The sequence below is a fragment of the Frateuria sp. genome (assembly GCF_035944355.1).
Classification (GTDB): domain Bacteria; phylum Pseudomonadota; class Gammaproteobacteria; order Xanthomonadales; family Rhodanobacteraceae; genus Frateuria_A.
The window spans coordinates 24,626-39,571 of record NZ_DASZBH010000005.1; the positions used below are offsets into that span (position 1 = coordinate 24,626).

A 14,946-nucleotide genomic window follows, 5' to 3' on the forward strand; every position below is an offset into this window, starting at 1 on the left:
CTGTCCCCAGACAACGTCCGGGGCTGGGTAAGGGGGATGTCTCTGCCCTGGGAACTCTCACCTCACGTGGCGCAGAGCCCCTCGCTTTCACGCACCCAAGCTTGCATAGCCGCGCCTGCCGCGCTTGGATGGGGTTCCGACCACGCGGAGACACACCCCATGATCGAGCAGATGACCGACCTTCCCGCCGGCGCGCTGGGTTTCACCGCGCGCGGCAAGGTGACCGCGGCCGACTACGAGAACGTGTTCGTGCCCGACGTGGAGGCCGCCTTCGCGCTCAATCGCAAGCTGCGGCTGCTCTATCACGTCGGCCACGAGTTCACCGGCTTCGAGCCGGGCGCGATGTGGGACGACACCAAACTGGGCTTTCGCCACTGGAGCGGCTGGGAGCGCATCGCGCTAGTGACCGACGTCGGCTGGCTGCGGCTGGTGGCGCGCACGATGGGCTTCACCGTGCCGGGCGAATTCCGCCTGTACCGCAACGAACAGCTGATGGAGGCCAAGGCCTGGATCAGCGAGTCCTTCCGCGAGCACCACGCCTGAGCGCCAGCCGCACGCTTGCGCGTCCGCCGCAAAGCTGCTCCACTCGCCCCATGTCCACGCCGATCTCCCGCTCCGCCTCCACCGCTGCGCCCTGTGCGGCGCACGTGCGGCCGTCCGTGAACAATCGCCCGAACAATAACCGTCGCCTGCACCAGGGGGCCGGCGCGTAGCCGCACGTTCGAGCAAAGACTACGCGACGAAGGCCCGCCCCGTGCGGGCCTTCGTCGTTTCCGGGGCAACCAAACCACGAGGGAAACGACATCATGTGCGGCATCTTCGCAATGTTCGACCTGGCGCCGGGCGATGACCTGGCCGGGCTGCGCCGGCAGGCGCTGGAGCTTTCGCAACGCCAGCGCCACCGTGGGCCGGACTGGTCCGGCGTGTTCATCGATGCGGGAGCGATCCTGGTGCACGAGCGCCTGGCCATCGTCGACCCCGCCAGCGGCGCGCAGCCGCTGCGCTCGCGCGACGGCACGCTGGCGCTGGCGGCCAACGGCGAGATCTACAACCACGCCGAGCTGCGCCTGGGCAGCGGCTACGACTTCACCACCGGCTCGGATTGCGAGGTGGTCAATGCGCTCTACTGCGAAGGCGGCGATCCGGTGGAATGGATGGCGCGGTTCAACGGCATCTTCGCCTTCGCGCTGTGGGATGGCGCCGCGCAGCGCTATCTGGTCGCGCGCGACCCGCTCGGCGTGTGTCCGCTCTACTGGGGTCACGACACGGCCGGCCGGCTGTGCGTGGCCTCGGAGATGAAGGCGCTGGTGGGCGTGTGCGCTGACCTGGCGGCATTCCCGCCAGGCCACGTCTACGACAGCGCCGACGGCGGGTTGCGCCGCTACTACCGGCGTCCCTGGCGCGATTACGCGGCGACGCGGGGCAGGGCGCCGGGCGATCTGCGCGCGGCGCTGGAACAGGCGGTACAGCGCCAGCTGATGACCGACGTACCCTACGGCGTACTGCTCTCCGGCGGGCTGGATTCCTCGCTGGTCGCCGCCTGCGCGGCGCGCTTCGCCCGCGAGCGCATCGAGGACGGCGGCCGTAGCGAGGCCTGGTGGCCGCGCCTGCACTCCTTCGCGATCGGCCTGGACGGCTCGCCGGACCTCGCCGCCGCGCAGCTCGCCGCCGAGGCGCTGGGCACCGTGCACCACGGCTTCGTCTACACCTTCTGGGAGGGGCTGGACGCGCTGCCGGAGGTGATCCGCCACATCGAGAGCTACGACGTCACCACCGTGCGCGCCTCCACGCCGATGTTCCTGCTGGCGCGGCGGATCAAGGCGATGGGCGTGAAGATGGTGCTCTCCGGCGAAGGTTCCGACGAACTGTTCGGGGGTTATCTCTACTTCCACAAGGCGCCCTCGGCCGAGGCCTTCCACGAGGAGACCGTGCGCAAGCTCGACACGCTGCACGGCTACGACTGCCTGCGCGCGAACAAGGCGATGATGGCCTGGGGCGTGGAGGCGCGCGTGCCGTTCCTGGATCTGGCTTTCGTCGAGGCGGCGATGGGCTTCGATGCGCGATACAAGATGGCCGGCCAGGGGCGCATCGAGAAGGCGGTGCTGCGCGAGGCGTTCGCCGGCGCACTGCCCGAGGCGATCCTGTGGCGGCAGAAGGAGCAGTTCAGCGACGGCGTCGGCTACGGCTGGATCGACGGGCTGAAGGCGCACGCCGAGCAGGCGGTGAGCGACCGCGAGTTCGCCGCTGCGGGATCGCGCTGGCCGTACAACGCGCCGGCGACCAAGGAGGCCTATCTCTATCGTGCGCTGTTCGAGAAGCACTTCCCCGGCCCGGCCTGCGCGGCAACCGTGCCCGGCGGCAAATCGATCGCCTGCTCCTCGCCCGCGGCGCTGGCCTGGGACCCGTCCTTCGGCGGCCGCGCCGATCCCTCGGGCCGGGCGGTGCAGGGCGTGCACGCGCAGGCGCTCCTCACCTAGGCCTTGCCACGCCATGCCGCCCGCCTTGCGCCTATCATCCGGCGGCCCGCCCACCGGAGCCACGCCATGAACCTGCTTCCCTACCTCTATTTCAACGGCCGCTGCGAAGAAGCGCTCTCCTTCTATGCGAGCTGCCTCGGTGGTGGCGTGAGCGTGCTGGAACTGCATCGCTTCGCCGGCTCGCCCATGGCCAAGGAAGCGCCGGCGGACTGGTCGCAGAAGATCATGCACGCAAGCCTGGGCACCGAAGGCCGTCCGTTGCTGCTGGCTTCCGACGGCATGGCCAATGCGCCCAGCGAGCCGCCACGCGGCTTTTCGCTGGCCTATGGCGCCTCGTCGGCGGAAGAGGCCGACCGCGTGTTCGCCGCGCTGGCCGAGGGCGGCAACATCCAGATGGCGATCGGCGAAACCTTTTTCGCTGCGCGCTTCGGCATGCTCACCGACCGCTATGGCGTGGCCTGGATGGTCAACTGCGACCGCTGAAGGCCGCCGCGTTTCAGCCCAGGCCCATCTGCAGGCGGAACCCCTCCACCAGCGCGAGCAGTTCGCGCATGCCGTAGGGCTTGGCCAGATAGGCGTCGTAGCCTGGGCGGTAGGGCAGGTGTTCTTCGGGAATAGCGGTAGTGAGGATGACCGGCCGCGCATAGCCGGCCTCGCGCAGCGCCTGGATCATCTCCAGGCCGCTCAGGTGCGGCATCATGAAGTCGCTCACGATGAGCTCGGGCTGCTCCTGCAGGGCGATGTCCAGGCCGTCGCGCCCATCGGAGGCGACGGTCACGTGGTAGCCGGCTTCCTCCAGCACCGTGGCCGCCACCAGCGCAACGTCAGGCTCGTCCTCGACCAGAAGCACGCGCAGCATGATCAGCCCGCTTCCCGGGGCAGCAGGATCTTCGGGTCGGGCCCGAAGACGATGCCGCTGTCGGTGATGTGGAACTCGTGGGTGCGCGGGTCGAAGTCGCTGTCGCGCAGCTTGATCACCGACAGGTAGCGGCGGAACGCCTGGTCGCGCCGGCCGGTGTTGAGCAGCAGCACGTTGTCGACCATGGCCGACAGTTCGTCGCTGGGCATCAGCGTTTCTTCCAGGCGCAGCTCGGGGATCTCGGAACTGTACAGCGCAGTGGCGCCGAGCGCGGCCAGTTGCATGCTGAGCGCGTTGATCACGTAGGGCATGCGGTGGGAGATCACCAGGCTGTCGCGGATCGCCACCAGACCGTCGACGAACACGCGCTTGACCTGGCGTGCGCGCACCCGGCGCACGATGTCGTGCACCAGCTCGTCGACGATATTGTCTGCCGGCGGCAGCCACACCAGCTCCAGCGCGCCGGCCTCGATGGGGGCGTCCAGATCCAGACCGACGTTGCGGGCCTTCTGGCGGAGGTGCGCGGGCGTTTCGTAGAAGCCGAGCATGAGACCCGGTTCCTGGGCGCTGGAGCGCGCGAGGAAGTGCATGCCGAGCGTCGTCTTGCCCGAACCGGTCGGGCCGACCAGCAGGGCCGCCGACCCGGCCGGGAAGCCGCCGCGGAGCAAACCATCGAGCTCGTCCAGGCCCGAGGGAACGCGATGCGCGTCGGCGCGCGCGGGAGCCGCCACGCTCATCGAACCTTCCACCCGCGGGAACACCGCGATTCCTTCTTCAGTGATGCGGAAGCGGTGCCTGCCCGGCAGGATGGCCGCGCCACGGTGCTTGCGAACCTGGATGGTGCGGTAGGCGCGAAAGCCCTGCGTCTCGTCGCTGAGCTCGATCCAGCCGTCCACCATGGTGTGTTCCGGGCAACTGGCCTGGCGGTTTTGATGGGTGAGCATCACCAGCACGGCGTTGGCCATGCCTGCCACTCCCTGCAGGGCATGGATGAATGCGCGGAACTCCTGTTCGGACGCCACCGACTGCGCGACGAAGGTGCCATCGAGCACCATCGCCGTAGCGCGATGCCGCTTGATCTCGTGCTGCACCAGCTTGAGCAGGCCCGGCAGGCCTTCGCGTTCGAGCACGCCGTAGCCGCTGATGTACTGCATGGCATCGGGCAGGGCGCTGCCTTCGTAGAATCCCATCTGGCTGACGTAGCCGAGCATGCGCGAACTCGATTCGGCCAGCAGCGTCATGTAGAGCGCGCGGCCGCCGCCGCGCACGTGCGCGTAGCAGAACTGGTTGGCCAGGATCGTCTTGCCCGCCCCCGGCGGCCCCTGGACGATGTAGGCCGAACCGCGCAGGAAGCCGCCATCGGTCAGCCGGTCCAGCCCCTCGATGCCCGTCGACAATTTTTCGATCACGTTTTTCGCTGCTCCAGGAAACTGCCCGCGGGCTTCGGCACGGCGTAATCGCACCACTCCGGACCGCGCATCTTAGCCTGTAACGCCGCGTACATTTGAACCGCCATGGAGATCCATGGCGCGAAAGGTTCTGCTGGAACGCGGCAAGCGCGTGGAGCGTGCCGACGCATGCGCTGCGCTGCGCACCGTTGCGTCCGCCAACGGCAGCGTTCGCCTTGCGCACGCGTCCGACTAGCGCGAAGCGGTTGCATGCCAGCGAACGGCCCGGCATGGGCCTTCATCCTTGACCCACGCTTGACGCGGCCGCGGCTTAACTCCCCGTTATCAGAACGGGGTGGATCCGACTGAAAGGAGTCCGGAGCAGGCGCAACGGCAGACACGAGAGGAGTTCGCGTGCCGCACCGAATGCAGCATTCCGGAGTGCCAGCCACAGCATATTGCACGCCGGTAGTCTCTCGCACTTATTCCGGATCGGGCGCAGGAGCGCCCCGCCCGCCGAGGCTGCCGTCAACGGAGGACATCATGATTTCCAGAAGGCGTTTTCTGCAGTCGTCACTTTCCGTGGCGCTGGTCCCGCTGCTGCCGCGGGTCGCTCTTTCGACGGGTCTGCGCGTGCGGCAAAGCTGGGATGCCTTCTGCACCGGACCGACTTATGCGTCGCTGTGTAACGCGGTCAGCCTGATGTGCGCGAACAAGAATTCCCGCGATCCCGCCAGCTGGTCGTACTGGCCAGCCGTGCACAACACCTACTGCCCGCACGGCAAGCCCTATTTCCTGGCCTGGCATCGCGGCTTCCTGTATCGCTTCGAAGGTTGGCTGCGCAAGGTATCGGGCGATCCCAACCTGGTGCTGCCGTACTGGAACTACTACGCCAACCCTCAGGTGCCGGCGCAGTTCCTCGACCCGACGACTCCGCTCTACCACAGTGGGCGCACCGGTTCGGACGTCAGCGGGGCGCTCAGCCTAGACCCGTTCGCCAACAACATCACCAATTTCCAGCGTGGCCTGACCAATGCCTTCGAGCCGCTGCTCGAAACGCGCCCTCACAACCCGGTGCACAACCTAATCGGCGGGATCATGTCGTCGGTCCACTACTCGCCCTGGGACCCGTTGTTCTGGGTGCACCACGCCAGCATCGACCGCCTGTGGGCGGCTTGGTCCGCGGCCGGCGGCGGACGCCAACAGCCCGCCACGTCCGACAGCTACTGGAACCTAAGCTTCCAGTACGGCGCCGCCATCAAGCCCGTGCCGGCCGTGTGGACCACCACCACGACCCGTTACTTCGGCTATCAGTACGACGACGAGACCATGCCCACGTCGCTGCCCGCTCCGCCGCCACCGCCGCCCTCGTCCTCCGCGCTCGCGCCGACCTTCAGCCTGGCTGGCACGCTGCCGGCCAAGCCGGCCGCCGTCGCCGGGCCGCCGCTGGGTTCGTCCGCGCCGCTGACGCTGGACGAGCATTCGCTCAGCGTCGACGTGGCGCTCGGCGCGCAGGGCGCCAGCCGCGTGCGTTCGGCCATGCTCCAGCCGGCCGGTGCGAGCGCGGCGAACTCCGGCCCCGTGCGCGTGGTGCTCGACGACGTCCATCTCACCGGCCTGGGCGAGAAGGGCGGCTATTTCTACAAGGTCTACATCAACCTTCCCGACTCGTCCGCCAACGCTGGCCACGAGCGCAACTTCCTGCTGGGCATGGTCGGCCCGTTCGAGATCGAAGAGGCCCAGATGAAGGCCGCCATGCAGGGCAAGGGCATGCAGGGCATGCACGCCAGCGCCGGAAGCAAGGGCGCGCGGCTGGAGTTCCCGGCCACCGACGCCCTGCGGCGCATCTGGCCGATCCAGTTGGACAAGCTCAGCGTGTCCTTCGTGCGCGTCGATGGCAGCAAGCGGCCATCGAAGGGCCAGACCATCCGCATCGGCGCCTTCAGCGTCCAGGCCGATCCGGTCAAGTAGGCACATGGGCCCGGCGGCTCCTGCGCGGGCAGGGACCGCCGGCGCTACGGCTCGATACGCACCACGAGCTTGCCGAAGTTGCTCCCGCGCAACATGCCGATGAACGCCTGCGGCGCGTTCTCGAGCCCCTCGACGAGGTCTTCGCGGTATTTGATTTTCCCCTGCCTAACCCACTCGCTCATCGGCGCAAGGAACTCGCCAAAGCGCGGTCCGTAGTCGTCGAAGATGATGAAACCCTGCATGCGGATGCGCTTGGTCAGCAGCGTGCGCATGAGCAGTCCCATGCGGTCGGGGCCGGGCGGCAGCCGGGTGTCGTTGTATTGGGCGATCAGCCCGCACAGCGGAATGCGTGCCTTGGCGTTGAGCAGCGGCAGCACCGCGTCGAACACGGCTCCGCCCACGCTCTCGAAGTAGACGTCGATGCCTTGCCGGCAGGCCGCTTCCAATTGTTGCGGCAAGTCTTCGGCGTGGTGGTCGGCGCAGGCGTCGAAGCCCAGCTCGTCCACCACGTAGCCGCATTTCTCGTTGCCGCCGGCGATGCCGACCACGCGGCAGCCCTTGAGCCTGGCGATCTGACCCACCACCGAGCCGACCGCGCCGCTGGCGGCGCCGACCACCACCGTCTCCCCGGGCCTGGGCTGGCCGATGTCCAGCAGGCCCATGTAGGCGGTGAAGCCCGGCATGCCCAGCACGCCCAGCGCGAGCGATGGGCGCTCCATCCCCGGATCGAGCCGGCTCAGCCCGCGCCCATCGGACAGCGCAAAGTCCTGCCACCCGCCGTAGGCCAGCACCAGGTCGCCCTCGTGCCAGTCCGGATGCCGGGATGCCTCCACCCGCGCCACCGTGGCGCCGATCATCACATCGCCGACCGCCATCGGCTCGGCATAGGACTCCGCGTCGCTCATGCGCCCGCGCATGTACGGATCGAGCGAGAGATAGCGATTGCGCAGCAGCAGCTCGCCCTCGCCAGGCTCGGGCACCGGCCGCTCGACCAGCGCGAAATCGGCGGCGGAAGGCGCGCCGACCGGGCGGGCGGCGAGGGTGATCTGGCGATTGACGTGCGGCATCGCGGTCATGGACGTACACCGGGCTGGGTTGAACGAGTGCGGCTGGAAGATCGGGCGCCCGCCCACCTTTGGCGATCCTCCGTAGCGACGACGTGCAGATCAAGCGGCAGTGCCTATGGGGGACGGCCGCACCGCCGGGACTGCCCGGGAAGCCCCGGTGGCGCGGGCGGGCTGGCCCTGGCGTGCCCTGGGAAGCGCCAGGACCCGCCTTCTCATCCGTCCAATGGAAGCTGTGGTAGGAAATACATTCAAAGGCAGCCAGAAAAGGAGGTTGAGCCTTGGAGGATCGTGTAATGGAACAGGCTTCGCTCGGCGTGACCGGGCTCGACGACGTACTCAACGGTGGCTTCTCGCGGGGAAGGTTGTTCCTGCTCGAAGGCAGCCCCGGCACCGGCAAGACCACCATCGGGCTGCAGTTCCTGCTGGCCGGCCGCGATGCGGGCGAGCGGGTGCTCTACGTGACCATGTCCGAGACCGAGGACGAATTGCGCGGCACCGCCGCGGCGCACGGCTGGTCGCTGGACGGCGTGGGCATCTACGAATTGGTCCCGCCGGAAAACCTGTTGGATGAGGCGCAACAGCAAAGCCTGCTGTATTCCTCCGACCTGGAGCTGGGCGAAACCACCAATCGCATCTTCGAGGCCATGGAACGGATCGATCCGGACCGGGTGGTGCTGGACAGCCTTTCGGAGATACGCCTGCTCGCGCAGAGTTCGTTGCGCTACCGCCGCCAGATCCTCGCCCTCAAGCATTACTTCGCGCGCTCCGGCGCCACCGTGTTGATGCTGGACGACCTGACCAGCGACACCAACGACAAGACCGTGCACAGCGTCGCCCACGGCGTGCTCCGCCTGGAGGAGCTGTCGCCCGACTACGGCGCCGAGCGCCGCCGCATGCGGGTGGTGAAATACCGCGGCCGGCAGTTCCGCGGCGGTTTCCACGATTTCGTGATACGCCCCGGCGGAGTGCAGGTGTTTCCCCGGCTGGTGGCTGGCGAGCACGGCGAAGGCTACGAGCGTGACATGCTCTCGTGCGAACAGGACGAACTCAACGCGCTGCTCGGCGGCGGCATCGAGCGCGGCTCGAGCGTGCTGGTGCTGGGTCCGGCCGGCACCGGCAAGTCGCTGCTGACGCTGACCTTCGTCGCCGGCGCGGTGGCGCGCGGGGAGCGCGCCGGACTGTTCGTCTTCGACGAGGAGCGGGGCCTGCTGTTCCAGCGGGCGCTCGGGGTGGGCATCGACCTGCAGGGCATGGTCGACAGCGGCAGTCTGGTGGTGGAACAGATCGATGCCGCGCAGATGACACCGGGCGAGTTCTCCGCCCGCGTGCGCCAGCACGTGGATGCAGGCGTGCGTACGGTGGTCATCGACAGCCTCAACGGATACCAGGCCGCGATGCCGGAAGAAAAGGCACTGGTGCTGCACATCCACGAGTTGCTGCAGTTCCTGAACCGGCGCGGGGTCACCACGTTCCTGACGGTGGCGCAGCACGGGCTGGTCGGCGACATGAAGGCGCCGGTGGACGTTACCTACCTGGCCGACACGGTCGTGCTGCTGCGCTACTTCGAAGCGTCCGGCCAGGTGCGTCGCGCGATTTCGGTGGTGAAGAAGCGCACCAGTGCGCACGAGGACACCATTCGCGAGTACCGCATCGGCGCCCAGGGATTACAGCTCGGCGAGCCGCTGACGCAATTCCAGGGCGTGCTGCGGGGCGTACCGACGTTTATCGCGGACCGCAAGCAACGCCTGCTGCGGGACAGACCGTGATCCCTCATCTCTCCGAACGCATCCTCATCCTGGCGCCACACGGCCGTGACGCGCAGGTGGCTGCCGCCATCCTGGCGGAGGCCAGCTTGCGCTCGCACGTCTGCCCCTCGCTGGAGGCACTGGTCGCCGGCGTGAGCGCCGGCGCCGGCACCGCCCTGGTGACCGAGGAAAGCCTGTCGCAGGCGGACCTGTATCCGCTGGCCGCGTGGCTGGAGCAGCAACCGCAGTGGTCCGACTTCCCCTTCATCCTGATCACCCGCCGCGGCGGCGTCGAACGCAACCCCACCGCCAGCCGCCTGCTCGAAGTGTTGGGCAACGTTACCTTCCTGGAGCGGCCGTTCCACCCGACCACGCTGGTCAGCCTGGCGCAGGCCGCGTTGCGCGGGCGGCGCCGGCAATACGAGGCACGCGCGCGGCTGGAGGAGCTGCACGACAGCGAGCAACGTTTCCGCGCGGCGATCCGCGCGGTGCAGGGCGTGCTGTGGACCAATGACGCGGAAGGCATGATGCGGGGCGAGCAGCCTGGCTGGGCCCAGATGACCGGACAGGGCTTCGATGAATACCAGGGTCGGGGTTGGGCCGCGGCCCTGCACCCGGACGACGTGGAGCCGACGCTGCGGGCCTGGGAAGCCGCCCTGGCCAGCCGCAGCACCTTCCAGGTCGAGCATCGCCTGCGCACCGCCAGTGGTGAATGGCGCACCTTCAGCGTGTGTGCCATCCCCGCGTTCGACAGCAAGGGGAGCGTGCGCGAGTGGGTCGGCGTGCACACGGACGTCACCGAACAGCGCGCCACCGAGCAGTCGCTGCGCGAGCTCACCGCCACGCTGGAGCAGCGCGTGCGCGAGGAAACCGCTGCACGCCAGGAGGCGCTGGCCAAGCTGCACGAGGCGCAGAAGCTGGAAACCATCGGCCAGCTCACCGGCGGCGTGGCGCACGACTTCAACAACCTGCTGATGCCGATCACCGGCGCACTCGACATGCTGCATCGACGCTACAGCGACACCGACGCACGCACCGGTCGGCTGATCGACGGCGCGCTGCAATCGGCCGAGCGCGCCAAGATCCTGGTCCAGCGCCTGCTGGGCTTCGCCCGCCGCCAGACCCTGGAAACACAGGCGGTGGACATGGTGGCGTTGCTCGATGGCATGCGCGACCTGATCAAGAGTTCGGTCGGCGCGACCATCGAACTGCACACCGAATATCCGCCCAGCCTGCCGCATGCGTTGGCCGACCCGAACCAGCTGGAACTGGCGCTGCTGAACCTTTGCGTCAATGCCCGGGATGCCATGCCCAGGGGCGGCGCGCTCACCATCACGGCGGACGTGGTGGCGCCGGGTCGGGCCCAGCCCGAACTGCCGCGTCGCGACTATCTGCGCGTGTGCGTGGCCGATACCGGCACGGGCATGGACCAAAGCACCCTGGCGCGCGCGATCGAGCCGTTCTTCTCCACCAAGGAGACCGGTCGCGGCACCGGGCTGGGCCTGTCCATGGTGCATGGCCTGGCCGGCCAGCTCGGCGGCCACTTCGCGATTGCCAGCAAGCCGGGCAAGGGCACGCGGGTAGAGTTGTGGTTGCCACTCGCTCCCGCGGCGACCGTATCGCACCGGCGCGAGCTGCACCCGGGCCGCCCCCACACCGCCAGTCGTCCGCTGGACGTGTTGCTGGTCGACGACGAGCAACTGGTGCGCGACGGCACCGCCGCGATGCTGCGCGAGCTGGGCCATCGCGTGGTCGAGGCCGGCGGCGCCAGCGAAGCGCTGGAAAAGCTGCAGGACGGGCTGCAGGTCGACGTGGTGGTGACCGACTACAAGATGCCGCGCATGGACGGCGCGGAGCTGGCGCGACGCCTGCACCGGTCGTCGCCGCGGCTGCCGGTGCTGCTGATCACCGGCTACAGCGGCCACGCGGAGGACACCCAGGGATTGGCCCGCCTGGCCAAGCCGTTCCGGCAGGCGGACATCGCCGAAGCGCTGGACGAGCTGGTGCCGGTGGCGGCCGTGCAGGCTGGAGAGCGACTGGGCGCACGGGTCGGCTTGCCTTAGCCGGCCGGCCGACCCGCGGTCACGGCCGGCTCCCGCAGCAGTCGGCCGCGCCCCGTCACCCACTCAGCCGCGCCAGCACCTCGTCCAGCGACTGCTCCAGCGCGTCGATGCCTTCCCACGGATTCTTGCGCAGGCGCCTGAGCCGTTCGGGCGTGCTCCTGATGTCGAACGCGGCGCCGCTGCGGATCTTGCCCAGCTCCTCCCAGCGCAGCGGCACCGCCACCGGTGCGCCGGGCCGGCCGCGCAGCGAGTAGCTCGCCACCGCGGTGGCGCCGCGGCCGTTGCGCAGGTAGTCGACGAAGATCTTCTTGTTGCGGATCGATTTGGTCGACACCGCCACGAAGTCGACCGGGTGCGCGCCGGCCAGCGCCGAGGCGAACCCCTGCGCGAACTGCTTGACCGTTTCCCAGTCCGACGCGGGCTTGAGCGGCACCACCACGTGCAGGCCCTTGCCGCCGGTGGTGCGCAGGAACGATTCCAGCCCCATGTCCTTGAGCAGCTTGCGGGTCAGCCGCGCCGCGGCGACCACGCGCTCCCACGGCACGTCGGGGCCGGGATCCAGGTCGAACACCACGCGGTCGGCCCGATCCGGGTCGTCCACGTGGCTGCCCCAGGGATGGAACTCCAGCGTGTTGTACTGCACCAGCTCGATGATCGAGTCGGCGTCCTTGGGATACAGGTACACCGCCGAGGCGCCGGTTTCCTCCTTCAGCCGCGCCGAGCCCACGTAGTGCAGCCCGCCGGAAGGAATGTGCTTCTGGAAGAAGGAAGGGTGGCCGATGCCCTCGGGGAAGCGGATCAGCGACGTGGGCCGGCCGACCACGCCGGGCAGGAACCAGTCCATCACCGCGCGGTAGTAGTCCACCACGTCCTGCTTGGTGTAGCCGTCGTCCGGGTACAGCACCTTGTCCGGATGGGTGATGCGGATCGACGGCTCGCCCGTGGCCGGCTTGCCCTTGCCGCGCTTTTTGGCGGGTGCCTTCGGAGCGGCCGATGCCGGCGGCGCGCGATCGCCGTCGCGCAGGTCCTGTGGCTTCTTGTCCGGCCGCATGGTCTTCAGGCTCGCCTGGCGCAGCAGGTTCTGGTTGCCGATGCCGCGGTAATAGACCTCCGCCACCGCGGTGGGCTCGATCCACTTCGACTCGCGCGGCGCGCCTTCGGTATGGCCGATGGTGGGCTTGCTGCTGCCACCCTTGGCCAGCGTCTTCGACAGCGCGCGCAACTGCTCGTTGCTGAAGCCGGTGCCGACCCGGCCGACAAAGGTCCAGCCGCCGTCCGGGGCAGGGCGGGCCAGCAGCAGCGAGCCGAAACCCTCGCGCCCGCCCTTGGCCGGTGTGTAGCCGACCACCGCGAACTCGTCGGCCTCCAGCCGCTTGATCTTCAGCCAGTCGTCGCCGCGCCCGCCGCGGTAAGGGCTGTCGGCACGCTTGGACATGATGCCCTCGAGCTTCTGCTCGGCCGCCGCCTTGAACACCTCTGCGCCGTTGCCCACCACGTGGGAGCTGTAGGACAGGTGCGCCGGAGCGTCCTGCAGCAGCGCCTCGAGCACTGCCTTGCGCTCGATCAGCGGCGTGCGCGAGAGATCCCAGCCTTCCAGGTAGGGCACGTCGAACAGCATGTAGGCCAGCGGCGCGTTGGCCTCGCCCGAGAGCGTCTTCTGCAAGCCGTTGAAGTCGGGCTGGCCGTCGGCATCCAGCGCGATCAGCTCACCGTCCAGCCGCGCCGAGTTGAGGCCCAGTGCCTGCACCGCCTGCAGGATGTCGGGGATCCTGTCGTCCCAGGGCAGGGCGTTGCGCGACCACAGGTGCACCTCGCCGTCCGCGATGGCAGCGAGGATGCGATAGCCGTCCCACTTCACCTCGTGCAGCCAGCCATCTCCGGTGGGCGGGTCATCCTTGAGCCGCGCCGTTTCCGGTTCGTAGAACTCGGCGTCGATACGCGCCTTGCGCGCGCCCTGCGCGTTCGCGGCCAGCTCCACGGCTTTCCCGTGGCGGTGCGCCTTGGCCTTGGGCGGCGCCTTGCGGCGTGCACGGGCGAGCTTCTCGGCCACCTCCTTGGCGCCGCCGCTCTTGCCCGCGGCGGCCTTGGTGCTGGCGACCATGCGCGCATCGAGCAGGTCGTCCGCCTCGAGCTCGCCGGCGAACTGGTCCTTGTCGTGGAACAGGAACCAGGTCGGCTGGCGCGAGGGCTTGCCGCTGCGCACCAGGTGCCAGGCGCCCTTGAGCCGGTCGCCGTAGAGCTCGAACTGCAGGTGGCCCTTCTCCAGCTGCGCCTCCGGGTCGTAGGGCGTGGACCAGTAGCCGCGATCGAAGGTATCCACGTGACCGGCGCCGTAACCCTCCGGGATGTCGCCCTGGAAATCGGCGTAGCTGACCGGGTGATCCTCCACCTCCACCGCCAGGCGCTTGACCTTGGGGTCGTAGGACGGTCCCTTGGGCACCGACCAGGACTTGAGCGCATCGCCCACCTGCAGCCGGAAGTCGTAGTGCCGCCGGCTGGCGTGGTGCAACTGCACCACGAAGATCGGCCGCGCACCGGTGCGGACGGAGCTTTCGGCCAAAGGTTCCGGGGTGCGATCGAAGCGGCGTTTGCGCTTGTATTCCTGGAGGCTCACGCGGGGGCTCGCGGCAGCGGTGGTGCACAAGCTGTCGCACTTGGGCCGTGAAAGAGCGGTCGAACACGCTCCCGTCCCGAGACCGGCCTGTCAAAGGCCTCGCAGAGGCCAGTACCTGCGCATCCGTTCGATCACTGTGCCGTCCAGCGCGGGGGACCGGGCGCACAGCAGTGCGGGCTCGCCCCTGCGTGTCCGGCTGACCCGCCGCATGGCTGACAACCCGAGCGGGGTCATCTGCACATCGTCGCCCTCCTCGAATGCCCACCAGGACCGTCGATACGCGCGAAGCTCGGTAAACACCCCGACATCGTCTGGCACCAGGGCGGCCATGCGGCGCCGGCCTGTCGTGCGCGCACGGTCGCGAATGAAGGTCTCGTCCTCGGGGTTGTCACACTCGAGGAAAAGCTCGCCCCGCCCGGAAGACTCCATTCGGAAATAAGCCTCCTCCAAGGTGCCGCTGCCAGCGTCGCCGAAATACAGGCCGCGAACGGGCCCCTGGCCGTCGACCACGAAAAAGACGGAAAGCGGAACCCGCGTCTGCTCCGGCAGGTAGAACACCAGGTAGTGGATCAGCGGCATGGTAGGTCTGCGGCAGTTGCGGTCGTGGTGTGACCTCGGCTCACTGAATCGCCCAGGGTTTCCTAGACATCTCAGGGCCATGGAAAATGGCCTATTCGGAGGTGTCCATGAGCAGCAAGCGGTATACGGATGAGTTCAAGGTAGAGGCGGTCCGCCAGGTGACGGATCGCGGGTTCAAGGTGG

Annotated in this window: 11 protein-coding genes; 6 read left to right on the forward strand and 5 right to left on the reverse strand. The window is 68.6% G+C overall.

Going from position 1 to position 14,946, the window contains the following annotated elements:
- The first annotated feature begins 159 nt into the window (after window positions 1–159).
- The 3 genes from VGU03_RS03085 to VGU03_RS03095 all read left to right on the forward strand — a co-directional run bounded on the left by VGU03_RS03085 (window position 160) and on the right by VGU03_RS03095 (window position 2,960).
- The gene (locus VGU03_RS03085; protein ID WP_327478552.1) at window positions 160–543 is read left to right on the forward strand and encodes an STAS/SEC14 domain-containing protein; all 384 of its coding nucleotides are present in this window, start codon (window positions 160–162) and stop codon (window positions 541–543) included.
- A gap of 263 nt (window positions 544–806) precedes the next feature.
- Window positions 807–2,477, forward strand: a complete 1,671-nt coding sequence (asnB, locus tag VGU03_RS03090; protein ID WP_327478554.1) for an asparagine synthase B — start codon at window positions 807–809, stop codon at window positions 2,475–2,477.
- Between the two features lie 66 nt (window positions 2,478–2,543).
- On the forward strand, window positions 2,544–2,960 hold the full coding sequence (locus tag VGU03_RS03095; RefSeq protein WP_327478555.1) for a VOC family protein: 417 nt from the start codon (window positions 2,544–2,546) through the stop codon (window positions 2,958–2,960).
- A gap of 13 nt (window positions 2,961–2,973) precedes the next feature.
- Here VGU03_RS03095 and VGU03_RS03100 read toward each other — a convergent pair whose 3' ends face one another.
- Both VGU03_RS03100 and VGU03_RS03105 read right to left on the reverse strand, forming a co-directional pair.
- Entirely contained in the window at window positions 2,974–3,336 is a 363-nt protein-coding gene (locus VGU03_RS03100; protein WP_327478558.1) for a response regulator transcription factor, read from the reverse strand.
- A 2-nt stretch (window positions 3,337–3,338) separates the two neighbouring features.
- Window positions 3,339–4,745, reverse strand: coding sequence for an RAD55 family ATPase (locus VGU03_RS03105; RefSeq protein WP_327478560.1), 1,407 nt, complete (start codon window positions 4,743–4,745; stop codon window positions 3,339–3,341).
- A gap of 681 nt (window positions 4,746–5,426) precedes the next feature.
- Here VGU03_RS03105 and VGU03_RS03110 point away from each other — a divergent pair.
- Window positions 5,427–6,695 (forward strand): tyrosinase family protein, encoded by a 1,269-nt coding sequence (locus tag VGU03_RS03110; protein WP_327478562.1) that lies wholly within the window; start codon window positions 5,427–5,429, stop codon window positions 6,693–6,695.
- 44 nt (window positions 6,696–6,739) lie between these two features.
- Here the strand turns inward: VGU03_RS03110 and VGU03_RS03115 are convergent, their stop codons facing one another.
- Window positions 6,740–7,771 (reverse strand): NADP-dependent oxidoreductase, encoded by a 1,032-nt coding sequence (locus VGU03_RS03115; protein ID WP_327478563.1) that lies wholly within the window; start codon window positions 7,769–7,771, stop codon window positions 6,740–6,742.
- A gap of 284 nt (window positions 7,772–8,055) precedes the next feature.
- Here VGU03_RS03115 and VGU03_RS03120 point away from each other — a divergent pair, with 284 nt between their 5' ends.
- A complete protein-coding gene (locus VGU03_RS03120) occupies window positions 8,056–9,528 on the forward strand; it encodes an ATPase domain-containing protein (protein ID WP_327478564.1) in 1,473 nt (490 codons plus the stop codon).
- Window positions 9,525–11,570: an ATP-binding protein gene (locus VGU03_RS03125; protein WP_327478566.1), complete on the forward strand. Its 2,046-nt coding sequence runs from the start codon at window positions 9,525–9,527 to the stop codon at window positions 11,568–11,570. Before VGU03_RS03120 ends, VGU03_RS03125 begins: the two co-directional genes overlap by 4 nt.
- Window positions 11,571–11,625: 55 nt before the next feature.
- On the opposite strand, the gene ligD is transcribed toward VGU03_RS03125, so the two are convergent.
- Together ligD and VGU03_RS03135 are read right to left on the reverse strand one after the other, a co-directional pair.
- The gene (gene ligD, locus VGU03_RS03130) at window positions 11,626–14,184 is read right to left on the reverse strand and encodes a DNA ligase D (RefSeq protein WP_327478567.1); all 2,559 of its coding nucleotides are present in this window, start codon (window positions 14,182–14,184) and stop codon (window positions 11,626–11,628) included.
- A 90-nt stretch (window positions 14,185–14,274) separates the two neighbouring features.
- Window positions 14,275–14,763, reverse strand: coding sequence for a hypothetical protein (locus VGU03_RS03135; protein WP_327478569.1), 489 nt, complete (start codon window positions 14,761–14,763; stop codon window positions 14,275–14,277).
- Window positions 14,764–14,946 lie beyond the last annotated feature (183 nt).